Source organism: Vibrio sp. 2130-1 (assembly GCF_033339515.1).
In genome coordinates, this window is record NZ_JAWOUT010000002.1 from 412535 (window position 1) to 437478 (window position 24944).

At 44.5% G+C, this 24944-nt stretch carries 28 protein-coding genes and 2 tRNA genes; 15 read left to right on the top strand and 15 right to left on the bottom strand.

The annotated features are described in order from the left end of the window. The first annotated feature begins 37 nt into the window (after positions 1–37). From hppD to R7Q09_RS04445, 8 genes are all read left to right on the top strand, one after another. Positions 38–1111, top strand: coding sequence for a 4-hydroxyphenylpyruvate dioxygenase (gene hppD / locus R7Q09_RS04410; protein ID WP_005377835.1), 1074 nt, complete (start codon positions 38–40; stop codon positions 1109–1111). Next, positions 1104–2234: a homogentisate 1,2-dioxygenase gene (locus R7Q09_RS04415; protein WP_042521907.1), complete on the top strand. Its 1131-nt coding sequence runs from the start codon at positions 1104–1106 to the stop codon at positions 2232–2234. Before hppD ends, R7Q09_RS04415 begins: the two co-directional genes overlap by 8 nt. 9 nt (positions 2235–2243) lie before the next feature. After that, positions 2244–3281 carry a fumarylacetoacetate hydrolase family protein gene (locus tag R7Q09_RS04420; protein ID WP_132936611.1) on the top strand — a complete coding sequence of 346 codons (1038 nt, stop codon included), beginning with the start codon at positions 2244–2246 and terminating at the stop codon, positions 3279–3281. Positions 3282–3302: 21 nt separating this feature from the next. Next, complete coding sequence (gene maiA, locus R7Q09_RS04425; RefSeq protein WP_318070540.1) at positions 3303–3971, top strand: maleylacetoacetate isomerase; 669 nt, start codon at positions 3303–3305, stop codon at positions 3969–3971. Between the two features lie 195 nt (positions 3972–4166). Beyond that, positions 4167–4826: a DUF2726 domain-containing protein gene (locus tag R7Q09_RS04430; protein ID WP_005377831.1), complete on the top strand. Its 660-nt coding sequence runs from the start codon at positions 4167–4169 to the stop codon at positions 4824–4826. Between the two features lie 119 nt (positions 4827–4945). Beyond that, a complete protein-coding gene (locus R7Q09_RS04435) occupies positions 4946–5284 on the top strand; it encodes a hypothetical protein (protein ID WP_085569546.1) in 339 nt (112 codons plus the stop codon). Positions 5285–5463: 179 nt separating this feature from the next. After that, positions 5464–5540 (top strand) — tRNA-Val (locus tag R7Q09_RS04440). Positions 5541–5573: 33 nt separating this feature from the next. Next, positions 5574–5650 (top strand) — tRNA-Val (locus R7Q09_RS04445). A gap of 258 nt (positions 5651–5908) precedes the next feature. On the opposite strand, the gene R7Q09_RS04450 is transcribed toward R7Q09_RS04445, so the two are convergent. The 15 genes from R7Q09_RS04450 to R7Q09_RS04520 all read right to left on the bottom strand — a co-directional run bounded on the left by R7Q09_RS04450 (position 5909) and on the right by R7Q09_RS04520 (position 16984). After that, complete coding sequence (locus R7Q09_RS04450) at positions 5909–6139, bottom strand: hypothetical protein (protein WP_318070549.1); 231 nt, start codon at positions 6137–6139, stop codon at positions 5909–5911. Between the two features lie 129 nt (positions 6140–6268). Next, positions 6269–6907 (bottom strand): DJ-1/PfpI family protein, encoded by a 639-nt coding sequence (locus R7Q09_RS04455; RefSeq protein ID WP_206953252.1) that lies wholly within the window; start codon positions 6905–6907, stop codon positions 6269–6271. 164 nt (positions 6908–7071) lie between these two features. After that, positions 7072–7470 (bottom strand): VOC family protein, encoded by a 399-nt coding sequence (locus R7Q09_RS04460; protein ID WP_031780991.1) that lies wholly within the window; start codon positions 7468–7470, stop codon positions 7072–7074. Positions 7471–7675: 205 nt separating this feature from the next. Then, positions 7676–8122, bottom strand: coding sequence for a hypothetical protein (locus R7Q09_RS04465; protein ID WP_318070541.1), 447 nt, complete (start codon positions 8120–8122; stop codon positions 7676–7678). A 322-nt stretch (positions 8123–8444) separates the two neighbouring features. Further along, positions 8445–8894 carry a nuclear transport factor 2 family protein gene (locus R7Q09_RS04470; RefSeq protein WP_138939937.1) on the bottom strand — a complete coding sequence of 150 codons (450 nt, stop codon included), beginning with the start codon at positions 8892–8894 and terminating at the stop codon, positions 8445–8447. Between the two features lie 163 nt (positions 8895–9057). Further along, positions 9058–9447, bottom strand: a complete 390-nt coding sequence (locus tag R7Q09_RS04475; protein WP_017820912.1) for a lysozyme inhibitor LprI family protein — start codon at positions 9445–9447, stop codon at positions 9058–9060. 405 nt (positions 9448–9852) lie between these two features. Beyond that, positions 9853–10104, bottom strand: coding sequence for a TIGR03643 family protein (locus R7Q09_RS04480; RefSeq protein WP_005377824.1), 252 nt, complete (start codon positions 10102–10104; stop codon positions 9853–9855). A 98-nt stretch (positions 10105–10202) separates the two neighbouring features. Next, positions 10203–10703 (bottom strand): GNAT family N-acetyltransferase, encoded by a 501-nt coding sequence (locus R7Q09_RS04485; protein WP_130546055.1) that lies wholly within the window; start codon positions 10701–10703, stop codon positions 10203–10205. Positions 10704–10853: 150 nt separating this feature from the next. Continuing rightward, positions 10854–11234, bottom strand: a complete 381-nt coding sequence (locus tag R7Q09_RS04490; RefSeq protein ID WP_258657713.1) for a hypothetical protein — start codon at positions 11232–11234, stop codon at positions 10854–10856. A gap of 153 nt (positions 11235–11387) precedes the next feature. Beyond that, positions 11388–11792: a DUF1801 domain-containing protein gene (locus tag R7Q09_RS04495; protein WP_017633973.1), complete on the bottom strand. Its 405-nt coding sequence runs from the start codon at positions 11790–11792 to the stop codon at positions 11388–11390. Positions 11793–11933: 141 nt separating this feature from the next. Beyond that, on the bottom strand, positions 11934–12266 hold the full coding sequence (locus R7Q09_RS04500; RefSeq protein WP_005377819.1) for a YnfA family protein: 333 nt from the start codon (positions 12264–12266) through the stop codon (positions 11934–11936). A gap of 64 nt (positions 12267–12330) precedes the next feature. Next, on the bottom strand, positions 12331–12798 hold the full coding sequence (locus tag R7Q09_RS04505; protein WP_005385757.1) for an Sbal_3080 family lipoprotein: 468 nt from the start codon (positions 12796–12798) through the stop codon (positions 12331–12333). A gap of 415 nt (positions 12799–13213) precedes the next feature. Next, on the bottom strand, positions 13214–13897 hold the full coding sequence (locus R7Q09_RS04510; protein ID WP_149191835.1) for a DUF4336 domain-containing protein: 684 nt from the start codon (positions 13895–13897) through the stop codon (positions 13214–13216). A 249-nt stretch (positions 13898–14146) separates the two neighbouring features. Then, the gene (locus R7Q09_RS04515; RefSeq protein ID WP_005377816.1) at positions 14147–15622 is read right to left on the bottom strand and encodes a Na+/H+ antiporter NhaC family protein; all 1476 of its coding nucleotides are present in this window, start codon (positions 15620–15622) and stop codon (positions 14147–14149) included. 18 nt (positions 15623–15640) lie between these two features. Then, positions 15641–16984: a glutamine synthetase family protein gene (locus R7Q09_RS04520; protein WP_005377815.1), complete on the bottom strand. Its 1344-nt coding sequence runs from the start codon at positions 16982–16984 to the stop codon at positions 15641–15643. Between the two features lie 340 nt (positions 16985–17324). On the opposite strand from R7Q09_RS04520, the gene R7Q09_RS04525 reads away from it, so the two are divergent. The 7 genes from R7Q09_RS04525 to R7Q09_RS04555 are packed head-to-tail and all read left to right on the top strand — an operon-like array spanning position 17325 to position 24943. Continuing rightward, positions 17325–18071: a gamma-glutamyl-gamma-aminobutyrate hydrolase family protein gene (locus R7Q09_RS04525; protein WP_005377814.1), complete on the top strand. Its 747-nt coding sequence runs from the start codon at positions 17325–17327 to the stop codon at positions 18069–18071. Positions 18072–18089: 18 nt separating this feature from the next. Beyond that, complete coding sequence (gene puuR / locus R7Q09_RS04530) at positions 18090–18647, top strand: HTH-type transcriptional regulator PuuR (protein ID WP_005377813.1); 558 nt, start codon at positions 18090–18092, stop codon at positions 18645–18647. A 35-nt stretch (positions 18648–18682) separates the two neighbouring features. Beyond that, positions 18683–20167 (top strand): aldehyde dehydrogenase, encoded by a 1485-nt coding sequence (locus tag R7Q09_RS04535; protein ID WP_005377812.1) that lies wholly within the window; start codon positions 18683–18685, stop codon positions 20165–20167. A 37-nt stretch (positions 20168–20204) separates the two neighbouring features. Then, positions 20205–21482 (top strand): NAD(P)/FAD-dependent oxidoreductase, encoded by a 1278-nt coding sequence (locus R7Q09_RS04540; RefSeq protein WP_005377810.1) that lies wholly within the window; start codon positions 20205–20207, stop codon positions 21480–21482. Positions 21483–21499: 17 nt separating this feature from the next. Next, positions 21500–22366 carry an N-carbamoylputrescine amidase gene (gene aguB, locus R7Q09_RS04545; protein WP_047100674.1) on the top strand — a complete coding sequence of 289 codons (867 nt, stop codon included), beginning with the start codon at positions 21500–21502 and terminating at the stop codon, positions 22364–22366. 12 nt (positions 22367–22378) lie between these two features. Next, positions 22379–23461 (top strand): agmatine deiminase, encoded by a 1083-nt coding sequence (aguA, locus tag R7Q09_RS04550; RefSeq protein WP_318070542.1) that lies wholly within the window; start codon positions 22379–22381, stop codon positions 23459–23461. 54 nt (positions 23462–23515) lie between these two features. Then, complete coding sequence (locus R7Q09_RS04555; protein WP_198556797.1) at positions 23516–24943, top strand: NAD-dependent succinate-semialdehyde dehydrogenase; 1428 nt, start codon at positions 23516–23518, stop codon at positions 24941–24943. Position 24944: the final 1 nt, after the last annotated feature.

Below are 24944 nucleotides of genomic sequence, written 5' to 3' on the forward strand. Positions count from 1 at the left end.
AAGTCCAAACAAAAGCTACTGAGACAAGGAGAAAGTCATGGTTGATGCATATAACCCATTAGGAACAGACGGATTTGAGTTTGTTGAATATACCGCTGCTGACAACAAAGGCATTCAACAGCTTAAAGATCTGTTTATATCGTTAGGTTTTGCGGAGATTGCAAAGCATCGCTCAAAAGAAGCGTGGTTATATCGACAAGGTGACATTAGCTTTATTGTGAATGCGCAGCCGCATAGCCAAGCTGAGGGATTCGCCAAAGTTCACGGTCCGTCGGTTTGTGGCATGGCATTTCGTGTGAAAGACGCCACCGTTGCTCTGGCGCATGCGTTAGAGAATGGCGGTAAAGAATATAAAACGGAAATTGGGCCGATGGAGCTTAGCATTCCTGCTATTTATGGCATCGGTGAAAGCTTGCTTTATTTTGTCGATCGTTATGGAAAGCAGAGCATTTATGATGTCGATTTTCGTTTTTATGATGATGCTGATGAGCGTTTATCAAAAGCGAATGTTGGTCTTTACGAAATCGACCACTTAACGCACAACGTTAAGCAAGGCAACATGGATGTCTGGTCAGGTTTCTATGAGCGCATTGGTAACTTCCGCGAAATTCGTTATTTCGATATCGAAGGTAAGCTGACTGGTCTTGTCAGCCGTGCGATGACCGCACCTTGCGGCAAAATCCGAATTCCTATCAATGAGTCGTCAGATGATAAATCACAGATTGAAGAGTTTATCCGTGAATACAATGGCGAAGGTATTCAACACATCGCATTGACCACTGACGACATCTACGAAACGGTCAAAACCTTGCGTGAGCGAGGCATGGACTTTATGCCAACGCCAGATACTTATTACGAGAAAGTCGATCAGCGTGTTGAAGGCCACGGCGAAGATGTAAGCAAGCTTCGTGATTTGCAGATTCTTATTGATGGTGCGCCAACGAAAGATGGCATCTTGCTACAAATCTTTACTCAAACCGTTATCGGCCCTGTGTTCTTCGAAATCATCCAACGTAAAGGCAATGAAGGCTTTGGCGAGGGTAACTTCAAAGCGTTGTTTGAATCGATAGAAGAAGACCAAATTCGCCGAGGAGTATTGAGCGATGCATAAATGGATCACATTCCCTCATCGGGAGGGAGTGTGCTCTAAACAAGCACATGCTGACTTCCCGGAAGAGGCAATTTATGAACGTGAGGCAGGTCGAAGTGGCTTCTTCGGCCCCGCAACACATTTTCATCATCAACATGCCCCAACGGGGTGGTCTGAGTGGGAGGGCGAGCTACGTCCACGAGCGTTCGATTTTAATCTAGTGGAGAAAGCCAGCCATATTACCCCGTGGGCAGTCCCGCATCTATTACACAACGCGAATTGTAAAGTTCGTGTTTGGCGTATGGATGAAAAAATGGACTTCTTGGTGAGAAACGCTGATGGCGACGAACTGCTATTCATCCACCAAGGTACGGCAGATCTCTACTGTGATTATGGTCATTTGAAAGTGAGCGAAGGGGATTATGTCATGATCCCGCGCTCAACGAGCTGGCGTTTAGAACCAAGCGAGCCGATGTTCATTCTGATGATTGAAAACACCGATGCGGCTTATACATTGCCCGAAAAAGGCATGGTTGGAAACCACGCGGTGTTTGATCCGGCGGTTTTAGAAACGCCGTCGATCAACGATCAGTTCCGTGCTCAATATTCTGAGAATCAAACACAGGTTCAGGTGAAACGCCACGATAAAGTCAGTGTTATCACTTACCCATTCAACCCGCTGGATGCGATTGGGTGGCATGGTGATTTGGCGGTAGTAAAAGTGAACTGGCGTGATATTCGTCCACTTATGTCACATCGTTACCATTTACCGCCTTCTGCACATACTACATTTGTAGGAGCAGGATTTGTGGTGTGTACCTTCGTTCCTCGTCCAATTGAAAGTGATCCTGGAGCGCTCAAAGTACCGTTCTACCACAACAATGACGATTATGACGAAGTCTTGTTCTACCATGCAGGTGACTTCTTTAGTCGTGACAACATTGAAGCGGGTATGGTGACATTCCATCCAGCAGGTTTTACACATGGCCCTCACCCGAAAGCTTTCAAGGCAGGGCGAGAGCATAAGAAGACTTTTGCCGACGAAGTCGCGGTCATGATTGATACGCGTCACGCACTTCAGTTTTCGGATGAGCTGGAAAAAGTAGAAAACAAAGAATACGTCTATAGCTGGCAAGAGAAGTAAGAGGCAAGGATGAAATTAGCAACCAAGAAAAATGGCACTCGTGACGGTTTGTTGATGGTCGTGAGCAAAGACTTAACGCGCTGCGTACCAGCGACAGAAATTTTCCACCCCATGAACTTAGCACCGACGATGCAGGTGGCACTTGATAACTGGGATACGCTAGCACCACAACTGGAAGAGCTATACGTTGCACTGAACAATGGCACGATTGCAGGGTATGAAGAGTTTGAAGCGCACTACTGTGAGTCGCCGCTTCCTCGCGCTTATCAGTGGGCTGATGGCAGTGCTTACGTAAACCACGTTGAGTTGGTTCGAAAAGCTCGCGGCGCTGAAATGCCAGAGAGTTTTTGGACGGACCCGTTGATGTACCAAGGAGGCTCTGATGCCTTTATTGGACCTTGTGACAATATCGAGTTTGCCAGTGATGAATGGGGTATTGATTTCGAAGGTGAAGTTGCTGTGGTAACTGGTGACGTACCAATGGGCGCAAGTGTTGCAGAGGCTCAGGAGTCGATTCGTTTGATCATGCTGGTGAATGATGTCTCACTGCGTGGGCTAATTCCGGCAGAGTTAGCTAAAGGGTTTGGTTTTTTCCAATCTAAACCTTCTTCTGCGTTTTCTCCTGTGGCAGTAACACCAGACGAACTAGGCGATGCGTGGTACGAAAACAAAGTGCATTTACCATTGGTCTCGACCTACAACCACAAGCCGTTTGGTCGCCCGAATGCAGGTATCGATATGACGTTTGATTTCGCAGACTTAATTGTTCACGCGACTAAAACGCGCCCGCTATCTGCTGGGGCGATTATAGGCTCAGGTACGGTATCCAACAAGCAGGGAACGGAACATGGCACTTCGATTGAGGAGGGTGGTGTTGGTTATTCATGTATCGCGGAAGTTCGCATGATTGAAACCATTCGTGATGGTAAGCCGTCGACTAACTTCATGTCGTTTGGAGATTCAATCAGATTGGAAATGTTCGATGCGGATGGCAACAACATATTCGGTTCGATTGACCAACAAGTTAGCCAATATCTCAGGCACTAACAGTGCTGGTTGGGAGACGATATGAGCGATAGCATGATTTTATACGGATACTGGCGATCATCGGCGGCATATCGTGTGCGTATCTGCTTGAATCTTAAAGAGTTACCGTATGATTCAAAATCGGTACACTTGGTGCGCAATGGTGGCGAACAACACAGTGACGAGTACCATGAGTTAAACGCTTCTGAACTGGTTCCTTTGCTGGTGGATGGGGAGGTTCAGTTAACCCAGTCACTGGCGATCATTCAATACTTAGAAGAACACTACCCGGATGTCACTGTGATCCCCGAGCAAACGCCGCTTCGATACCAAGCGCTAGCTTTGGCTCAGGATATTGCAATGGAGATTCATCCCCTGAATAACTTAAGAGTTCTACAGTATTTAGAGGGGGAGCTAGCTTGCGAACCAGAGCGCAAAGTCGCTTGGATTCATCACTGGATCCACAAAGGTTTTACAGCATTAGAAGAGAAACTTCAGAAGCATCGTAAACTAAATGGTGATTGCAAGTTTAGCCTGACAAGCTCGCCATCTATTGTCGATATTTGTCTGGTACCACAATTTTATAACGCACAACGCTTTGGTGTAGATACTTCTCTTTATCCAACCATTAACGCTGTTGTGCAGTCATGCAATCAACTGCCAGCTTTTATTGATGCGATGCCAGAGAATCAGCCAGACGCTAATAGTTGATTCTTAGCATACATAATGTATTAACAAAATTTAAACGAGCCAATCCAAGTGTGTGATTGGCTCGTTTTTATTGGTGAGCAAAATTTTCTGTTTCTCGCTATCGTCGTGGCGCCTCAAAATTGCGAGGTTTTGTTGCTCTGCATAACATTTCCATTTACGCTTTGAGCAACGAGTTGTTTTGGATGCACTTTATTTATGACCAACATTTTTATCATTGTTGTTCTTCTGGTTTTATTCTTCTTTGTTATTCAAAAGTACGTGATTAAGCACGATGACACGCGTGATTATCCTTATCGCTCGAAAGGCCCTCTGCTCAGAGGTCAAGAGGGTGCGTTCTATAATGCGTTAAGAGCGGCGGTAGGGGAGCATGCCGTAGTATTCGCGAAAGTAAACATGTCCAGTTTGGTTACGCCAAAAGAAATCAAAAATAAGAAGCAGTTTTTTGTCGCGAACAATCGTATATCTCGAAGCTATTTTGATTACGTTATTTGTGACCCAAGGACACTAGAGCCGCGCGTTATCGTTGAATTGGATAATGGGCAGGAGCTAAACAAGGGTAAGATAGAAAGACAAAAGTTATTGATTCATGTTTGTAAGACGGCCAACCTGCCTTTAATTGGCGCCTCGATAAAGCACAGTTATCAAGTTGGGCGATTACGTCGTTTGCTTGCGGCACACATTGATTTGATTGAGCCCGATAAAGAAGTGCGTTTTTGTAAAAAATGCGGCAGTCCGATGATCATTAAAACCGCAAGCCAAGGTGAGTTCAAAGGGAGACGTTTCTTTACTTGTAGCCGTCAGCCGAATTGTACATACACCGAAAATTATAACGTTGTGTTTGAGGCGGACGACTAAACACGACAATTAACCAGCAGAAACAAGGGGCTTTGATTAGAGATGATCAAAGCCTTTTTTGTATCTGTCCTCAAGGCAAGACCTATACTTTGAAAAAGAGTGCAGAATAGGGCAGCCATATGCGATACGGATGGATTTTGTCAGCATTGTTCATCGCATCTAATGTTAGTGCGATACCTAATTTGAAACCACTGGAGTGTGAATTGACAGAGACACCCCAAGATCATTTCTTGTTTTACCGAGAGCAAATGGTTTACCACAGTGAGCAGTTTGTCATATTTCAAAACTTCAAAGGCAGGGTGAGCACTCAAGTAGACGTCAAAACAGGAGAGTTGATCCGTACAACCTATATCGGCGAACCATTTAAACCTAAATATCAGATTTTGTTCGGCACTTGCCCTAAGGTATCGCAAATCTTACAGATTTGGATGCTCAGTGAAGTGCCTTACGACAATTAAGTGAGATAATAAAAGTTATATAGATCACACTTTTAATCCATGAAGGATTCAGCTTTGCTGATAAAATCATCTGAAAACGCGTGTTGAGTTTACATTTTCGCCAAACGGTTCAAAGTTGGTAAATTTGTGCTTGCACCACCGTTCGCTTATAGCTAATATCCTCGTCGTTCCAGAGAAATGCGTCCGTAGCTCAGCTGGTTAGAGTATCGCCTTGACATGGCGGGGGTCGGTGGTTCGAGTCCACTCGGACGCACCATTCTGAATTGAATGGTTAGGAACATAAAAATTTGGGTCCGTAGCTCAGTTGGTTAGAGTACTACCTTGACATGGTAGGGGTCGGCGATTCGAGTTCGCCCGGACCCACCAAATTTTAAAAAAGCCCACCTTTTGGTGGGCTTTTTTGTGTCTGTAATTCATTGATACTCAAGTAAAACTACTTCTTTTCTTGTCCCTTGTTTTTGCTCTGCTTTAGCCCCTTGTCAGAGATAAAAGCGCACTACTTGATCCGCAACACAACCTCAAAACCCTAAATGCAATGCATAAGGTGCATACGCTTCAAACCCACTAGAGCCGTCTATAAATCATGTTGCGTGCCACTAGCCGTGGCATTAGAGACAATGACTATTAATCTAAATTATCTGGCGTGTGAAGATTAGTGCCGCATATTGTACATTTGTAGTCACCAGTCGCTTCGCCTTCCATTAATGAGCCAATTATTGCTGCAAATAGACTAGAGAAGAAACCTTTAGCTTTTTTCTCGGTCTTTTCCTGCGCTTTAGAGAAGCTTTCGTACCGATGTAGCGTTACTTCTTTACAGTTACAGCAAAACGCTCTTGTCTCTTCAGAACCGTACATTTTTACCAATTGATTTACTCCCTGTAAGTTAATTTCCCCAAGTGGCGTTATGTTCAAGGGTAAGTCACACAAGACTGATGTGTGACTTACCCTAAACACTAAAACTAATGTCATGTAAAACACCACATGTTATGAATGATTATTTAACGCCTTGTTATCCGAGCTTGCTAACTCTGCTGATTGAATAGTTGTGGCAATAAGCTCTTCAAATAGATCTAATTGCCCAGCAGGTATCAATTGATTTTGTATAGCTTTTCGTTTGTTTGAGTCAAATAGCCGCTCTGTTAACCAACCAATTAGATACATCAGTGAAAGACAGCCACCGGCCGTCGCTACATTACCGTCTATCACGAGAGGCAGATCCTTAACATCTCCTCCCATACTTTGTAGAACATCCTTTGCATCTGGGTTTGTTGTTAATCGCTTGCCTTTTAGTAAACCGAGTTCATGGAGGATGAATGATCCCGCACAAATCGAACCTATTAGCTGCCTATTTGGATCAAGATTCAACGCTGACATAAATTCAGCATCTTTTAAAGCGGCTGGAATACCCCGTTTGCCGCTTGTAATAAGAACGACATCTTGATTCGTCACCTCAGAAAGGTGTCCGTCTGTTTTAACTTTCATACCGAGGTGGGAATGATGTTCAGATTTAGTTCCAAGTATACTTACTGTCCAACTGTCGGTTGTGCGCCCTAGCAAGTCATACATAAGAAAGAAATCGACATCCGTGAAATCATCAAATAAAACAACGCCGATTTTATACATAACATTTATCCTTTTGGACTTACTCGTAAGTCGCAAAATGTGTAGTAGGAGGGGAGGGCATTCAATACACAAGCTTCTGCTGAGCACCTTAAACACCAAAGGCGGTGCAAACTAACAATGCCATGTGTACCAAATCCCTATTATAAAACTTTGTTATGTTTGTTTTATGAGCCCGCCCAGAAAAACTCAACCCTAATACCACTTGGGTCGTAACACATTAAATGTTTTGCGGGTCCTGTTTTAACAAGCTCGGGACCAAACTCAATTTCGATTCCCGACGCCATAAATTGATCACGCAACTCATAGAGTTGCTTCTCAGTCTCTACCAGTAAAGCTAAGTGATGCAAACCAATATTCGTTTTTCTGTCAAATGGAGTGGCGGCATCAGCCTTAGCCGCCCATAGTGTAAGCATGATATGCCCATCACTCACAAATATTGCCGGGTAGTCTGGATTTCTTTTTACTTCACTCCAACCTAATTGTTCAGTGAAAAACTTCGCGCTTGCTTCTAGGTTAGATACGGTTAAACCTACGTGGTGTATGCCTTTTGTTAACACAGTCACTTTGTTTCCTTACTCGTTTTAATGGCTATCAAACAAAGATAACTCGATAAAAAGTAAGCATCAATACACATATATTGATTAACTTCGTCAATCTATTCGAATACGGTAATCCAACTGGAAACATAACATTGTAAACAAGAAACCCAATCTTGAACTAAAAATTAAACTTAGAGTTCATTCTTAAGTCCTGTATTAATCAAATACATTAATAGCCATAATATTTAAGCCAGCCTATAGGGCATATCATTCCATTAAAGGTTTGAATGTTCTTATTCAAGCTAACGTCTTCCAATTTGTAACAGTGAACAACATTACTAGTCGAAGTAGATGCTGGTGTTGAATACGTCACAGGTTTAGAAGCGTTTGCTTTATGTATTTCATGTGCTCGCTGTTGGTCTATCGCCACTTGATTCTTATGATTGTTAACTTCTCGCAATCCAGATTCTAGGGGTAGGTGCCAATCCTTACATGTTGTTCCTAAACCATCATTCTGAGACTGATATTCTGATAACGCTACACGAGCTTCATTTACCGACTGATCGATATCGGACTGATCGACTAGCCAAGTAGAAAAAGAATAGTTAATGGCCTCTCGATAGTTTACCGATTGCTCTAAGCTATAAGCATCGGAATGAAAACAGGCCTCTACCACTCACTGCCCATTGAGTCGATAGGTTTGATAATACGTTTTCAGGTATAGGCTGTAGCTGGCTTTGCGTAGACTGGCAACCGGCTAGAAGAAAAGGGACAGGGAGTAGTTTTAGAAAAAATTTTTGGTTCATTTTAATCTTAAAATTAATGCAATCTTTTTCATTATCATAATACAGGACGATTGAAGAAAGTAGCATTTCTATCAGTAAGGGAATGTGGCTAACGCACTGATAAGGTGTGAGTAAAGCGATATCAAAGCCCTCAACACACCTTAACTACGAATACTACCGCATAACAAAGATGCCATGCGGTAACGGTAGTATTCAGGCTTGAACAGTTTGTCGCACGTTGCTCTCGCCTGACAGCACGGAAATTCTCTCAAAATCTCGACTCGGGAAGTCAGGGTCTACGTACACAAACATACGACTTATCATTTTTCCTTCAAACTCAAATACACTACAAAAACGCCCTGTGGAAACTTTGTTGTCCGGCCAAGAGGTACCATCACTCATTACGCCGCCTTCCTGTCCTTCAACAATGACCTTGTTTCCAGCAGTCGTTATTTGAAAGCCGTCTATGTCGTGCCAGATACTAATCAACGAGCTACCAATCCTATTGCCAAACTCCACTAAGGCACTCTTTCCTTTCGCTTGCCCAAATTTAGGAAAGAAAAAATCAACATCCTCTGAGAATAGATCCAGATAGCTAGGATCACCGGCATCTATTTTCTCGAAATACTTAACTACTATCCCAACTAAATCGTCTTTTTCCATAATTATTTCACACCCATATTAGCTTTACGCACAACGCAGGGTTAAGTAGTAAGCGGAGCGACCACTCAACCTGAACGTTTGCATCTTAAACACCGAGTACATTTAAACTGAAATTGCCAAGAGTTGCGAATCTTATTGAAGTGCCTTGTTAGATGTAATCCGTTTAGCCTACGTATACACCATTGAAGTATTCGACGCGTTCTAACGTCATTCTTAACTTACATTCTTCAATCTGGACACCTTGCCAGGGTGAGGGTGTGGAAGACAGGCCCGTAAATTCACATTCGGCGTCTCTGTATTTTAGCCAAGCTCTTTGGGCCTTTCGAAATGGCTCTACCAGTTCGGTCTGAGACCATGTTTCCCTTAGTGCTTTTTCTTCCTCACCTATTCTAGCGATTGCTTCCTTGTAACTTTCGTTAAGCTCTTTATCTGCAGATTCCATCTTCTTTTCTACACACTGATAACCAGCCATAACGCCACCGCCTTTTACTTTGCAGGGATCTTCAACATCATCAGAGGCCAAGCAAGGTAAAGAAACCAACGCAAATATCATAAGTAATTTGTTCAAAATTGCCTCCAAGCTCCGAGTGCTTGTTAAACCGTTATCCGCTATTTTTCCTTTTTAATCATGCAGCTTTTTGTCTGTGCCTTCAAAGATAAAATAGAAGGTTAGTGATTCTAGTGCCTAAACAGAAGGTCAAAGAAGATTGATACACGGGTTAAATGACGCCTTAATCTGACTTACTTTTAGTGGGCGTTTTGTGTCAATCTTTTCTGTGGAATCATTAGTTTGATGGCGTCTGAGGATGTTAATATGACTCCCATTGAATTTATTATCGCCCTGAAACACCTAGGTTGATTTAAGTGGTGACTATTCCCCTCCAATCATGGAGTTGATTCAAAGGTAGGGCGATAAATGTTGCGATTCGTAATAAAAATTTATGCCAAGTGCAGTTCGCTATCGCGGCTTATATTGAGTTGGGCAATAACCTCTAATGATGTCTGAGTTTCGTAGCTTGTTGTGTTTTGTATTGCGCCCCGAAACCCTTTTACGCCACAATTTAAAGCTACTTGATTTGAGCCGGCTACGCATAAACTGAATCACGTCGGATTCATTCAAACCAAATTGAAATTCGATAGCCTCAAATGGGGTGCGGTCTTCCCATGCCATTTCTATTATTCTTGACTCAGTTTCCGAGGTCAGTTTCATTTCAAATAACCTATTTTAGAAAAGACATTTCTACGACGGAAATTGAGTCTTGGTTCAAATGTTCTTATATGCGTGCTTAGTGTTTAGCGACTTAACACCTACAAAAACTTCTCAATGAGGACTTCGTCTACGTATTTCCCACGAACTTTTGCATGCTTCTTCGCGGTCCCTACGATTTCGAAGCCTTGTTTGAGATAGGCTGATAACGCTCGCTCATTATCGCTGCGAACGTACGCAAATAGTTTTTCGTAACCCTTTTGTTTGGCTACTTCGAATGTCGATTTGAAAAGCTGTTTAGACACACCTTGGCCACGAGCACCGTCACTAACAAACGTACCAATTATGCCAACATGGTCAAAAGCTTTTGTATATTGTGCAAAGGGCTCAATATTTTGGAAACCAATGACTTGTGAGCTATTTTCGGATAAAGCGATTGTAAACACGCCCCGTTCTGGGAAATGAGTAATGAACTCTTTTTCTTCTTCAGGTGTGAAAGGCGTATCTAATACAGTGTATAAACCTTCAATAATGATGGGGTTGAGGACGTTTGTAATGCCTTCAGCATCACCTAAAGTTACCTGACGTACAATTAAATTCATGCCACTTAGCTCCTATTAAAATTAGGGCTGTTTTGTACATGAGTTGGAGACTTGCGGCAACAAGTAACGTCATTAAGTCGTAAAGAATATACCTATTACACTTAAACGGCGGTTAATAGTGCTGATTGTTACTTTAGTATTTCTGATATATCACTTTTTAAGTGACGGCTTAACTTCTACAGAATATTTCCACATCACGATCCCGTTTTCTACAAGATCATAACTCGCGCTTTGACCCTCGGAGTTGAGTACAAATACCGGCATTTCCATCCTTGACGTAGCGCCATCTCGGTTGCATGACATGGTAGCTTCAAGCTGTATGCTATTTTTACTCGGTTCTGAAAGGGTTCCTAAGTACGTGCAGCCGTCGACAAAACTGGTTTTGCTTTTTCCTTTAGAGGATATTTTAAAAGTCGGAAAAATGAATGTTGATTGAGGCTCTGTTACTACCACATTGACTTGATAGTTCGTCGCTGAAAAAGCATTGAAATGAGCTCCAAGCATAAGTAAGAACAAGATTTTTGATTTCATAAACTCTTCTTTATTTCGATATTACTAGTTTGGTTACGGCGCTATTAACGTGACCACTTAATCTAAAACTTTACTGCGGAAGCATTAAAAAGGATACAAAGGTAGAGTAGTTGAATATGGTTAATCGGCCGTAAATAGTTTTATTAAGCGATTTTACATACCTAAAAGAGGTAAGTTCTTTCGCTTTTGATAGGTTAATGCTAATTCTAAACAGGTCTTGATTGAAGCTTCTGGCAAAGGTGCTGATAAAGATAGAATTATTGCTCGATTACCCTGAAACTCAAGTGAGTCACTATACAGTTCGCGGAATGTGTCGACGAGCTTAGTTTGGCAATTAAAGAACAGATAATAACGACTAGGCGTTTTCTGTTTCCAATCCATCCTTACCGGGCTACCTGTTTTCACACTGTAGCTTGGCTCTCCCCATTTTAGAGATTCTTCAACTTCCCCCAGTTTTAATTCAGAAGCGATAGTTAAGACGATATTTCGTAGCTCTTCTATCCGAATACGCACATGTTTTGGATACTCATCAAATCTTGCCTTCACTGCATGGTTCATTGGTATCTCCTATAAATAGCGCTGTTTTGGGGTGAAGCCCAAGCATACTTTGGCTATGTAGCAATTACGTCATAATGTTATTAATCAATAAATCTAGCACATAGCCAAAATACTAAGCGTAAGGGTTTCCCTCGGTTACGTTTAGGATGCTCTGGGTGAAAACATGATGATTGACATGCCAAGCATAGCGACAGAAACCCCCACTATGTCCCAGAGCGTTGGTCGAACGCCGTCGATACACCACAACCATAGAATTGCGACAAAAATATAGACACCACCGTAAGCGGCATAAACTCTGCCAGTTGCGGTAGGATGTAAAGATAGAAGCCAAGCAAACATAGCAAGGCATAGCGCTGCTGGTACCAAAAGCCAAACTGACTTATCTTCCTTTAACCAGAGATAAGGTAAGTAGCAGCCTAATATTTCTGCAATGGCGGTTATAAAGAAAAGCCCAATGGTTTTGACTTCAGTCACTTAAACATTCCTATCTTTCTCTACAAATATATGATGCTTGTTAAATGGGCAATTGTTCGACTCATTACATTTCGCCCAGCTTAATCTTGGATTGAGCCTCACTCACGGTTTGTTTACCGAATAACAAATCCATCATCGAAATGATTCGTTTGTTGTCTTTACCCCATTTATCTGGATTCGCGCTGTTTGGTGCTTTAAATTCAACTTGTCCTACTTTTTCGTTATTTTTGTAGGCTTTGATCTGAGCATCAGCGATAAATGTTCTAAAATCCCAGCTCCAGCGTGATACGTAAGTAAGTGTTAGCTCAGAGCTAACAGGAGGCGTGCCGTCGCTTACGACTGTGCATTTGTGGGCGGTATCCAAACACCAGTCTTGCATCGAATCTAAGAAAACATCTCGCGTGGCGTTGTCTTTTACGATGGTGATTTCCTTGCTCTGATTTTCTTTCGAGATTGTTTCTACCGTATACTTTGGTGCCGCACATGCGGCTAATAGAATAGGCAAGCTTAGAATGATGAGTTTTTTGTGCATCTTATGTCTCTTTTTTAAATTCATATATTCAAACAACTTCAAGATACTGAGTTCAACGAGAATAACTAACAAGCATGGCAACTATTATTAACAAAACCTTTAGAGTAGAAGGGTTTGTTTCGGGAGTATGCCAATGTCTCGAAGTAAATTATTAGTAAGAGATTGCTATAGCGTTATGTTAACTCTTGAACTTATGTCCGTATCAATGTCCAGAATTCTTCGCATTGAAGTTTTTGAAGTGCAATTCTAACGGAATTTTAAATTGCTGCATAATGCTCAATTAAGAGGATTAGGGGATCTTATCGTTAAACATAACGTGTAGTTCTGTAAATTCCCCCCTAAGACTAAGCTAAAAGGGCCTGATGTTTTAAAATAGCTTATTGTCTATTCTGTTGTGTAAGTTTTCAATGCTGTCTCATACTAGCCACTTAAAAGAGCGCTGTAAGAACTCGTCTGCATTATCAAGGACGATTTCGCCGTGAGCCATAACCAATATATTAGGTTTCCAAGACAGCAATTTATTTAAGTGTTTTCGAGCCTCTTGTTTGCTAAACATAAAACTTAGGCGCCAATCCAAAGGCATTTTTCCATTCGGAGCAAGAATACCGGCCCCTTTAGCCACAAACCGCTGCCAGTAGTTAAAGTCCTGGCCAGAAAAGTTCTCGACGAGGTCAGTAACAATTAAGGTCTTTGAAAGTCGATGATAAAACACACACTCTTCCATTAATGGAGAGCCAGAAAATAGTTCTTGTTCAATCTCAGAGTTCCAAGCATTACCACCTTGGTTAAGTGAAGCGTGAAAGTGTATATCACGGCACTTCTTAATGACTTCATCTGTGCCATAAACTTCTGCGCTAGGATAGGCAAATACCCATTCAGATAAGAACAAGTGGTGTAAATGATTAGGAGCGATTAAGTATTTCACTTGGCCTAGATTGTTGATTTGCTCTCTAATCGAATTTGATAACTTAATTGGACTATGAATCCAAAGGCCACCATCAGAAAGCCTAACAATAGTCATACGAGTGGTGTATGGGAGTCCTAAAAATTGGACAGGATCTCCATCAAATATCCATATCTCATGGGCTAACTTTTTCATGTCTCTCCAACCGTTAACACTGTATTAAGGCGGCATTTAAGTTACTCAAAAGCTGCCTTGCTGCACAATAAACGCTTCGCTAAGCGTAAACCAAAAATATTAGGTTTACCAAACCCTTATTGAGTGCAGCTGTACATCTTTGAGTATTTTTATACTGAACGGGCGTAAAGTAGTTTTAAGAGGATCATTTGACTTGATAGAACAAAACCCCGCTATTTTTGAGCAGGGTTTTGCAATTAGATAAAGGGGCTAACCGATGATGAAGAAGAAAATCGCGGTTGCAACAATACCAATCAACGCATAAGGAAACTGTGTGGTTGCGTGTTGCATTGCTGTACAGCCCGAACCTTGTGCAGATAACACGGTTGAGTCACTAAAGAAACAAGAGTGGCTCCCTGCCGCTGATGCTGAAAGCAGCGCTGCAACGGTTAAGTGTAGAGGCACACCAAGCTGTTCGCCCAAAGGTAGAACAATTGGCATCGCTACTGCAAACGTTCCCCAAGACGATGCCGTTGCAAATACCAACGCGCCCGTAATCATAAAGATAATCGCCGGGAAGTAAGACGCTGACAGGTAAGGGCTGACGGTCTCAATGACATACTGCGTGACGCCCAATGAGTCGTTGACCGATTTCAACATGAAACCACCAATAACGGTCGCAAGCGGCAGTAGCATAACCTTAATGCCATCATAAACAGCTTCGAACATGTCGTTCATCGAGATCAGTTTTTGTGCGCCGTAAAAGCTAATAGTAAAGATTAGCGCGACGAAAACACCAGCAAGTAGATCGATACCAAAGTACCAACTTGCGGCAACGAGTACGATCATCGGCAACAAGAAGTTGACAAGGCCCATGGTTGGGTTGGTATGTGCAGATACATCGGGACCAAAGTCGACATCTGTTGCACCGTCTGGACGAACTTGACCATTCTTCGCACGCTTTTCTGCCTTTTTCATCGCACCTAGATCTGGGATCTTTTCCATTGCAACCAGCAAAACAATCACCAGCGTTACCCAGCCGTAAGCCATGTATGGAATAGCTTCAATGTATGCTTTGATACCATCTCCCGCTTCTGCTACTCCGTTTGCTTCTAGCAACGAACTGAAGAAAATTGCCCAAGTGGAAATCGGTACGAGGATACAGATAGGCGCGGCGGTTGAATCCACAAGATATGAGAGTTTTTCACGCGAGATTTGGTAGCCGTCTGTAACTTTTTTCATTGAGGAAGAAATTGCAATCGCATTCAAATAATCGTCGATAAAGATCAGAATACCTAACGCAAAGGTCATCAGCATCGATTGCTTACGGCTTTTTACTTTCGTGACCAACATGTCGGAGAAGCTTAAGATACTGCCGCCTTTCTCCAAAATAGCAATTAGGCCGCCCATCAAACCACAAACGAGGATGATCCAGGCAATGGTTTCATCCATCATTACACTCATGGAAATATCAACAATCTGTTCTACCGCTTCAGTTGGGTTAAGCAGAAGAACACCGGCAATAGCGCCGCTAAAGAGGGCTTCCACAGTTCGGTGGGTTGTCAGCGCAAAGACCAATACCAACGCCGTTGGTAAAAGGCTCATCCATCCGTAGGCTTCGCCTTCCTCATGGTTCAAACCGATTGTGGTAAAAAAGACAAACGTCGCAACCGAGATTAAAGAAACAATAATGTGTTGAGAGTTGATTTTAAGAGGCGCATCCAGCGCCTTGGTCTGCGTAGTCATAAAGTTCATTTCCTTTGTTTATGCCGAGTGCAACATCCAGTCGATTTCCAATGGAGTAATAGCTCGCTCAAATTCTGCGAGTTCACTCTGTTTGCAAGCTAGATACAAATCGATAAAGTCTCTTGAGATGTATTGAGCCAGCTCACTGTGCTCCAGTCGCTCTAGAGCTTCTGACATACGCAGAGGTAACTCAATTGCATCATCACTGAGAGTCGGTGGACATTGATCTTTGGTGTAGCTTTCACTCGCTAATACTGCGGAAAGTACTACTGCAGCGAGAATGTATGGGTTAACGTCAGCGCCTGCTATACGATGCTCTATACGGCGATTTTTGCTATCGCTGATAGGCACACGCAACGCAACACCGCGGTGGTTTTCTCCCCAATCGGCTTTGGTTGGGACGTAAGCGCCAGGAACAAAGCGACGGTAAGAGTTAACGTTAGGACAGATTAGAGCCATGGCATCGGATGTTTGTGACAGCATCGCTGCCATGGTTTGATAGAAGAAGGCGCTCGCTTGACCGTCTGATTGGCTAAAGTGGTTGTTACCATCTGTATCAACCAAGCTGAGATGAATGTGCATGCCATTACCCGCTTGCTCACTAAAAGGTTTCGCCATAAATGTGGCGTCAAATCCGTGCTGATGAGCGACCTGGCGAATCAAGCGTTTTGCGATGATGATTTCATCACATGCTCGAAGTACATCTTTAGAATGGTTGAAGTTGATTTCGAACTGCCCTGGTGCCGATTCAGATAGGGCTCCGGAAGTGTTTAAACCTTGTTCTAATGCAATTCGATTAAGGTCGGCCAAGAAATCAGCGTAGTCATCTAGTCCATCAAGGTCGTAAACCTCGGTATCTTTTTCTCGAGTTTTTTTCGTGGGGTTAATTGCCGTTAATGGTTCGCCATTTTCGCCGCGGGTTTTGTCTATTAAATAGAACTCCAGCTCGAGCGCGACACAAGGATATTGGTCTTTAGCATGCAGTGTTTGCAATATAGAAGCGAGAATGTTTCGGATGAACAGTGGGTTAGGGTGCTGCCCGGTTTCATCCATCATACTAAGCAGTAGCTGACCAACTTGTTCTTTTGCCGTCGGCATTAAGGTGCCGCTGATTGGATAGCAGAGGTTATCTGGTTCTCCGAGATCTTCTCCCAACCCGGCCGTTTCAACGACGTTACCTTTGGTATCTAGGGTGATGGTCGAAAGGGGGAGGGCAACACCTTTATTCAGTTTTTCTAGAGCATCTATCGGGATGCGTTTTCCTCTTGGGGTGGCATTTATATCGGTAAAGATGAGATCGATAAATTCAATATCGGGCCATTTTTGTTTAAAATTTTGTACTTCCTGTAGATACGATTCCATTTTCTTCTCCAAATAGCCTGACGAGTAGAAATTAGAAATAACCAAATTAACAAATAAATTACAGCACTCTGAACGAGTTGTTTGTTTTTCAGGTTATTTTTAATTTAAACATGCACTTACACTGTGCTTTTGATGTTTAACGGCTGGTTTTTATGTCTTTATGTTAACTATTTTGTAACAGTTGGTTTTGTTTTGTTCAATATAATGAGCATAAATATTCAGTTTTGAAGCCTAAAAAGTGCGTCGGATCACGTTGTGACGATAATAATGGTCATCTGTGTTGATAATTTTGTACATGGTTTGTAGGGTTTGTGTTAAATAAATTGAACACGGACATATCATGGCAGATACACACAAACCCATCATTGGTGTGGTTAGCTGCGCTAAAGAGTTGGGTGGCTATCAGATACAAGCGGTCAACGACTTTTACCTTCGCGCCATAAAGGATTTTGGAGGACTACCGATTATGTTGGCTCCCGACATGTCGGGCGATGACGTAACCACCATCCTAGACATATGTGATGGTTTTCTTTTTCCTGGCAGCCACTCTAACGTTGCGCCACATCGATACAATGCAACGCACGAAGAGAGCTACAAAGATGAAGCTCGTGATGAGCTCTCATTCACGTTAATTCGTCATGCGGTTGACCAAAACATTCCGTGCCTTGGTATTTGCCGCGGCTTTCAAGAGATGAATGTCGCACTTGGTGGCTCGTTAAACCCAGCCGTTCATGACTCCGGCTTCAATGACCATCGTGAAGCGCCTGTTGAAGATTTCGAACAAAAATACGCGCCAGCACACGCTGTGCTAGTTCAAAAGCAGAGCTTATTTGAACAATGGCTGGTGCAAAATCATTGGGAAAATACCACCTTCTTTGAAGTGAACACACTACACAACCAAGGCGTCGATCAGCTTGCTCCTCTATTACAAGTAGAAGCTAAAGCCCCGGATGGCTTGGTAGAAGCATTTAGTCTTCCTAATCAAAAATTTTTCGTTGGCGTGCAGTGGCACCCAGAATGGGAAGCAAAAACCAATCATTTCTCTCAAATTTTGTTCAATGAATTTATGATGGCTACCTCTCGTTAAACGTTTGGAGCTGTATGAATGGACAATCAAGAGATTGGTAAAAATATTGTTCAGTTACGAAAAAAACATGGATTGTCACAAAGGGAACTAGCCGAGCGCGCTGGTATTACCCACAGTGCAATCTCATCCATTGAAAATGGCAAAGTGAGCCCGTCGGTCAGCTCACTACAAAAAATCGTTAATGTATTTTCTTTATCGTTATCAGAGTTTTTCACTTTTGAACAACCTTCGAACGATGAAGTGAAAGTAGTCATCAAACCGTCAGATCTTGTGGAAATCGGGAGCGAGACGGTGTCCATGAAACTGGTAACGAATGGCGACAAAGATCAAGTCATCGGATTCTTGATCGAGGAATATGCACCTTATGGAACCACTGGTGCAGCAGAAATCAAACACGAAGGCGAAGAGATTGGCACCGTATTAGAGGGTGAAATCACTCTGGAATATAAAGGGCAATCTCATGTCATAACAGCGGGCGAGTCGTACATTATTGATACGACGAAGCCCCATCGATTTACAAATCACACAGACAAGGCTTGTCGAATGATAAGTGCGCATACGCCAACCACATTTTAGTGGGGGCTTGCCTTGTGTGATCACAAGGAGAGCGTATGAAAACCCAAGAGCAATGGATTGAACTAAAAAACAATCTAAACATCGAAAACAGGGCGTACATTAACGGTGAATACAGTGCCGCTTTAACAGGGCAAACCATCCCGGTAGTTAACCCAGCAACAGATGAGATATTCACCGAAATCGCCCGTTGCCAAAATGAAGATGTTGATCTCGCGGTTTCATACGCTCGCCAAGCATTTCAATCCGGTCAGTGGAGCGAGAGCAGCCCAGCTCATCGCAAAGCAGTGCTTAAACAGTTTGCTGACTTGATTGATCAAAACCAAGAAGAATTGGCTCTGCTAGAAACGCTTGATACCGGTAAGCCTATCTCTCACAGCTTCTCTACCGATATTCCTGGCGCGGCGAGTGCATTACGCTGGTACGCAGAAGCAATCGACAAAGTATACGGCGAAGTTGCCCCAACCGAAAAAGATGTACACGCTTTTATTTCTCATCAACCAATTGGTGTGGTTGCTGCGGTTGTACCGTGGAACTTCCCCCTTTGGCTTGCGTGCTGGAAGCTTGGTCCTGCTTTAGCCGCTGGTAACAGCGTGATTCTAAAACCGTCAGAAAAATCTTCTCTCACCGCGATATTTCTAGGTCAACTTGCTTCTCAAGCGGGCTTACCAACAGGCGTTTTCCAAGTCGTTACGGGTTTTGGTCATGAAGCTGGCGACGCGCTGGCGAAACACCAAGACGTAGACTGCATCGCCTTCACAGGCTCGACGCGTATTGCAGGCCAACTGATGGTCAGATCGGGTGAGAGCAACCTAAAGCGCGTGTTTGCAGAAGCGGGCGGCAAGAACGCGAACATCGTGTTTGAAGATTGTGATGATTTAGATCGCGCAGCAGCAGAAACCGCCGCAGGGTGTTTCTACAACCAAGGTGAGGTGTGCGTCGCGGCAACCCGCCTGCTTGTTCACGAAAGCATCAAAGATCAGTTCTTAGAAAAAGTTATTCAAGCGTCGAAAGCGTTCACGCCAAAAGACCCAATGGACCCAAGTTCATCCATGGGAGCGCTTATCGATCAAGATCATAAATCAAAAGTGTTGGAATACATCTCGTTAGGTGAATCAGAAGGTGCAAACGTACGTTGTGGCGGCGATGTCGATGGGCAAGGTGCATTTGTTTCCCCAACCATTTTAGACAATGTCGACAACAAGATGCGTGTCGCCCAAGAGGAAATTTTTGGTCCGGTGCTGTGTGTCATTCCATTCAAAGACGAAGCGCAAGCAATCGAGATCGCTAACGATTCGAAGTACGGCTTAGGCGCGGCACTCTGGAGTAGCAATATCAACCGCGTTCATCGCGTAGCAAAACGACTGCAAGCCGGCTCGGTTTGGGTTAACAACTACAACGAAGGTGACATGACGGTTCCATTTGGTGGATTCAAAATGAGCGGAAACGGTCGAGACAAGTCTCTCCACGCGATTGAAAAATTCACCGAAACCAAAACCACTTGGATTCGCCTCCATCCTTAAGCCTGCTGACGATTACGATAAATAAAGGAATAGTTCTATGAACAAGCATACGGATTCGTTCTACGCGCACTCTGTGCCAAACATGCCGGAATACCCACAGTTGCAAAACGACATCGAGTGCGATGTGTGTGTAGTCGGTGCGGGATTTTCTGGTCTTTCTTCTGCACTACACCTTGCAGAAAAAGGTTTTAAAGTCGTTGTGCTAGAAAGCGCAAAAGTGGGCTTTGGAGCAACTGGTCGTAACGGTGGCCAAATCGTTAACAGCTACAGCCGAGATGTTGACGTGATTGAAAGCCGTTACGACCAAAACCAAGCTAAAGCTCTGTGCGATATGATTTTTGAAGGCGGCGATATCATCCGTGGCCTGATCGACAAATACGACATCAACTGTGATTACAAGCAAGGCGGCTTGTTCACGGCACTGAACAGTAAACAACTCAAAGGGCTAGAAGAACATAAGAAGAACTGGGAGCGTTACGGCAACGACCAACTGACTCTGCTTGACGCAGGAGAGGTAGAACAAGCGGTAGGCACTAAAGTATACACTGGCGGCTTACTGGATATGCGCGGTGGTCACATTCACCCGCTTAAACTGGCATTGGGTGAAGCTGCTGCGTTTACGTCTCTAGGTGGTCAAATCTTTGAGCAGTCGGCGGTCGTGTCGATTGACAAAGGGATTAACCCAGTAGTGAAAACGGCGAAAGGCAGCGTGAAGAGCAAGTACGTGGTACTGGCAGGTAACGCCTACCTTGGTGGTTTGGCACCAAACATCAGCAACAAAGCGATTCCGTGTGGCACACAAGTGGTGGCGACTCAGCCTTTGAGTGATGAGCAGCTAAAACAAGTGCTGACCAGTGACTACTGCGTTGAGGACTGTAACTACTTGCTTGACTACTTCCGCTTAACCGCCGACAAGCGTTTGTTGTTCGGAGGTGGCGTGGTTTACGGCGCACGTGACCCAGAAAACATTGAAGCATTGATTCGTCCGAAGATGGAGAAAGTCTTCCCACAATTGAAAGGCATCAAGATTGATTACACCTGGACAGGTAACTTCTTGCTGACTTACTCACGCATGCCGCAATTTGGCTCGTTTGCAGACAACATTTACTACCTACAAGGCTACAGCGGTCACGGTGTAACGTGTACTCACCTAGCAGGTAAGTTGCTGGCCGAAGCTCTGACCGGACACGCTGAACGTTTCGACGCGTTTGCTGCACTGAAACATTACTCCTTCCCGGGTGGCCGCCACTTCCAAATTCCGTTTACGGCAATGGGCGCGGCTTACTACAACCTACGTGACAAACTGGCGATTTAAGAGATAAGGAATATCCAATGAGCAAAGTGGTGAAATTTGCAGCCCTTCAACTGACGAAAAGCTGGGATCTGGAAGATAACCTAGCCAAAGCAAAAAAGGCGATTCGTGAAGCAGCACAAAACGGTGCGAACGTGATTCTTCCGCAAGAGCTGTTCGCTGCGCCTTACTTCTGCAAAAAACAGGAAGCAAAGTATTTCGAGCTTGCAGAAGAAACGGAGAATTGTCGTCTTATTAAAGAGATGAGTGCGTTGGCTAAAGAGCTCGGCGTCGTTATTCCAGTCAGTTACTTTGAAAAAGCGGGCAACACGTTTTTTAACTCGCTAGTGATGATTGATGCCGATGGTACGGTACTAGATAACTACCGCAAGTCACACATTCCTGATGGCCCGGGCTACAGCGAAAAGTACTATTTTAGCCCTGGCGATACCGGTTTCAAAGTGTGGCAAACCAAGTTCGGTAAGTTCGGTGCTGGCATTTGTTGGGACCAATGGTTCCCAGAGCTTGCGCGCAGCTTGGCTCTGCACGGCGCGGAAGCGATTTTTTACCCAACTGCAATCGGTTCTGAGCCTCAAGATCCGACACTGGATTCACGTGACCACTGGCAACGTACAATGCAAGGTCACTCGGCAGCAAACCTCGTTCCAGTGATTGCGTCAAACCGAGTGGGCACTGAAGTCGATGATGGTATCGAGACGACGTTCTATGGCTCTTCTTTTATCACTGACCACACTGGTGCAAAAATTGCCGAAGCACCGCGTCAAGGTGAAACCATCATTTACGCAGAAATCGACCTAGCTACGACAGCGAAAGCGCGTCACGCGTGGGGCTTGTTCCGCGACCGTCGTCCAGACCTTTACACCAGCGTTGGCAAACTGGCCGTTTAAAGAGGCGTTAAAATGAAGTCATCGACAACACCAGCGCAGGATGGCTTCTATTTTCCGGCTGAGTTTCAGCCGGTTAGTGAAGTTTGGCTAGCGTGGCCAGAAAGGAAAGACAATTGGCGTGATGACGCATTACCCGCGCAAGAAACCTTCGCCAGAATCGCGAACTTAATCGCGGAAGTGACCAAAGTGTGTGTGGCGGTGTGCTCGCACAACTTTGACCGAGCGCGTCAAATGCTTCACTCAGATGTACGTTTGGTGGAAATCCCATTTAACGATGCGTGGATGCGAGACATCGGGCCGACCGTGCTTGTTAACCAAGCGGGCGAGCGCCGTGGGATTAGTTGGCAATTCAACGCGTGGGGCGGCGAATACAACGGCCTTTACGACAACTGGCAGCAGGACGATCTTGTCGCTGGTTCGGTGTGCGACATCATCGGTATTGATCATTACCGCGCACCGTTTGTACTTGAAGGTGGGGCGATTCACACCGATGGTGAAGGCACCCTTTACACCACAGAAGAGTGCTTACTTAGTCCGGGGCGAAATCCACAGTTGAGCAAAGCGCAAATTGAAGAGCAGTTAAAGGCGTATCTCGGTATCGAAAAAGTCATTTGGTTGCCAAATGGTTTATTCAATGACGAAACAGACGGCCATATCGACAACCTGATGCACGTTATCGCACCGGGTAAAGTGGTACTAAGTTGGACCGATGACCCAAGCGATCCGCAATACGCGTTATCTCGTCAAGCGGAACAAGTACTGAAATCTCAGCACGATGCGAAAGGACGCGATATTGAAATTGTCCGTTTGCCATTACCGGGTCCGTTGCATTATAGCGAGCGCGAAGCCAATGGCATTGACGCCAGTTCAGGAATGAGTCGACAAGCTGGCGAACGCCTAAGTGCCTCTTATGCGAACTTTCTTATCGTCAACGGCCATGTGTTCTTACCGATGTTGGACGAAGAGACCGACGCTATGGCGATCGATATTTTGCAAAACGCGATGCCGGAATACCAAATCATCGCGATACCGTCGAGAGAGGTTCTACTCGGCGGAGGGAACATTCACTGTATTACGCAGCAGATCCCTGCTTAAACATAAACTCGCCGCTGGCTTAGCGGCGATGATGAGTTGTCAAAAGGAATGACCATGCAACAGATACAAAACCAAAGCCTTGTTTCGTTTATGGTAGCGAATCCACAACAGGGCATTGCAGTGACTAATCCGGCGACCGGAGAACTCCTCGGGTACGCACCAGTCTCAACCGAAAACGACATTTTAAATGGCATTGAACGTGCCAGTGTGGCGCAGAAAGAGTGGGCGGCACTGCCAGCAAAAATGCGTGCTGGCATGCTCAATCGTTGGTTCCAACTCCTGTTAGAAAACAAAGCCGACCTTGGCCGTTTGATGACGTTAGAGCAAGGTAAGCCGCTAGCGGAAGCTCAAGGTGAAGTGCTTTACGGTGCGAGCTTTATCGAATGGTTTGCTGAAGAAGCGAAACGTACCTACGGTGAGACGATTCCTGCCCCAAGTGCAGACAAGCGTTTGGTGACCATCAAACAGCCAATTGGTGTCGCCTGTGCGATTACACCGTGGAACTTCCCAATTGCGATGATCACGCGCAAAGCAGGGCCAGCTTTAGCGGCAGGCTGTAGCTTTGTCGTAAAACCATCTGAATCTACGCCGCTGTCTGCGTTTGCGGTCGCAGAGCTTGCCTATCAAGCGGGTATCCCTCGCGATGTGCTGCAAGTGGTATTGGGGGAAAACTCCCGTCAGGTCGGTGCTATCTTCACTTCGCATCCGTTGATTCGCAAGTTGTCTTTCACTGGCTCTACCCAAGTTGGTAGTGTGCTGATGCAGCAAAGCGCGGCGGACATTAAACGTACCTCAATGGAGCTCGGTGGCAACGCGCCGTTTATCGTATTCGATGATGCCGACATTGATGCAGCCGTGGCGGGTGCGATGGCGTCGAAGTTCCGTAACGCAGGCCAAACGTGTGTTTGTGCGAACCGTTTCTACGTACACAGCAAAGTGTATGACGAGTTCGTTGCTAAGTTTGACGCTGCGGTTCAGCAGCTCAAAGTTGGTAACGGATTGGAAGAGGGGGTCAACATTGGTCCAGTGATCAGCGAGTCAGCGAAGCAAGGCATTCAAGCGTTGATCGATGGTGCTATCGAGCAAGGCGCGAAGCCGGTTTCAGAACTTAAAAAGCTCGATGGTCTATTTATGCAGCCAGTGGTTCTCAAAGACGTTACTCACGACATGAAGATTGTCTCTGAGGAAATCTTTGGTCCTGTCGCACCAGTGATTCGTTTTGACAGTGACGCACAGCTGATCGAAATGGCGAACGACACCATTTACGGCCTCGCGTCGTATTTCTACAGCCAAAACATTCACCGTGTTTGGAAAATCGCAGAAGCGCTCGAATACGGCATGGTCGGCATTAACGAAGGTATGATCTCTACTGAAGTGGCTCCTTTCGGTGGTGTTAAGCAGTCCGGTATCGGACGTGAAGGAGCAAAACAAGGTATCGATGAATACATGGACGTGAAATATCTCTGCTTTGGCGGCAACTAAT

Bases quoted from the DNA above. Each gene is read 5' to 3' on its own strand.
- hppD (WP_005377835.1), top strand. From the start codon at position 38: ATGGTTGATGCATATAACCCATTAGGAACAGACGGATTTGAGTTTGTT.
- R7Q09_RS04415 (WP_042521907.1), top strand. From the start codon at position 1,104: ATGCATAAATGGATCACATTCCCTCATCGGGAGGGAGTGTGCTCTAAA.
- R7Q09_RS04420 (WP_132936611.1), top strand. From the start codon at position 2,244: ATGAAATTAGCAACCAAGAAAAATGGCACTCGTGACGGTTTGTTGATG.
- maiA (WP_318070540.1), top strand. From the start codon at position 3,303: ATGAGCGATAGCATGATTTTATACGGATACTGGCGATCATCGGCGGCA.
- R7Q09_RS04430 (WP_005377831.1), top strand. From the start codon at position 4,167: ATGACCAACATTTTTATCATTGTTGTTCTTCTGGTTTTATTCTTCTTT.
- R7Q09_RS04435 (WP_085569546.1), top strand. From the start codon at position 4,946: ATGCGATACGGATGGATTTTGTCAGCATTGTTCATCGCATCTAATGTT.
- R7Q09_RS04450 (WP_318070549.1), bottom strand. From the start codon at position 6,139: ATGTACGGTTCTGAAGAGACAAGAGCGTTTTGCTGTAACTGTAAAGAA.
- R7Q09_RS04455 (WP_206953252.1), bottom strand. From the start codon at position 6,907: ATGTATAAAATCGGCGTTGTTTTATTTGATGATTTCACGGATGTCGAT.
- R7Q09_RS04470 (WP_138939937.1), bottom strand. From the start codon at position 8,894: ATGGAAAAAGACGATTTAGTTGGGATAGTAGTTAAGTATTTCGAGAAA.
- R7Q09_RS04475 (WP_017820912.1), bottom strand. From the start codon at position 9,447: ATGATATTTGCGTTGGTTTCTTTACCTTGCTTGGCCTCTGATGATGTT.
- R7Q09_RS04480 (WP_005377824.1), bottom strand. From the start codon at position 10,104: ATGAAACTGACCTCGGAAACTGAGTCAAGAATAATAGAAATGGCATGG.
- R7Q09_RS04485 (WP_130546055.1), bottom strand. From the start codon at position 10,703: ATGAATTTAATTGTACGTCAGGTAACTTTAGGTGATGCTGAAGGCATT.
- R7Q09_RS04490 (WP_258657713.1), bottom strand. From the start codon at position 11,234: ATGAAATCAAAAATCTTGTTCTTACTTATGCTTGGAGCTCATTTCAAT.
- R7Q09_RS04495 (WP_017633973.1), bottom strand. From the start codon at position 11,792: ATGAACCATGCAGTGAAGGCAAGATTTGATGAGTATCCAAAACATGTG.
- R7Q09_RS04505 (WP_005385757.1), bottom strand. From the start codon at position 12,798: ATGCACAAAAAACTCATCATTCTAAGCTTGCCTATTCTATTAGCCGCA.
- R7Q09_RS04510 (WP_149191835.1), bottom strand. From the start codon at position 13,897: ATGAAAAAGTTAGCCCATGAGATATGGATATTTGATGGAGATCCTGTC.
- R7Q09_RS04515 (WP_005377816.1), bottom strand. From the start codon at position 15,622: ATGACTACGCAGACCAAGGCGCTGGATGCGCCTCTTAAAATCAACTCT.
- R7Q09_RS04520 (WP_005377815.1), bottom strand. From the start codon at position 16,984: ATGGAATCGTATCTACAGGAAGTACAAAATTTTAAACAAAAATGGCCC.
- R7Q09_RS04525 (WP_005377814.1), top strand. From the start codon at position 17,325: ATGGCAGATACACACAAACCCATCATTGGTGTGGTTAGCTGCGCTAAA.
- puuR (WP_005377813.1), top strand. From the start codon at position 18,090: ATGGACAATCAAGAGATTGGTAAAAATATTGTTCAGTTACGAAAAAAA.
- R7Q09_RS04535 (WP_005377812.1), top strand. From the start codon at position 18,683: ATGAAAACCCAAGAGCAATGGATTGAACTAAAAAACAATCTAAACATC.
- R7Q09_RS04540 (WP_005377810.1), top strand. From the start codon at position 20,205: ATGAACAAGCATACGGATTCGTTCTACGCGCACTCTGTGCCAAACATG.
- aguB (WP_047100674.1), top strand. From the start codon at position 21,500: ATGAGCAAAGTGGTGAAATTTGCAGCCCTTCAACTGACGAAAAGCTGG.
- aguA (WP_318070542.1), top strand. From the start codon at position 22,379: ATGAAGTCATCGACAACACCAGCGCAGGATGGCTTCTATTTTCCGGCT.
- R7Q09_RS04555 (WP_198556797.1), top strand. From the start codon at position 23,516: ATGCAACAGATACAAAACCAAAGCCTTGTTTCGTTTATGGTAGCGAAT.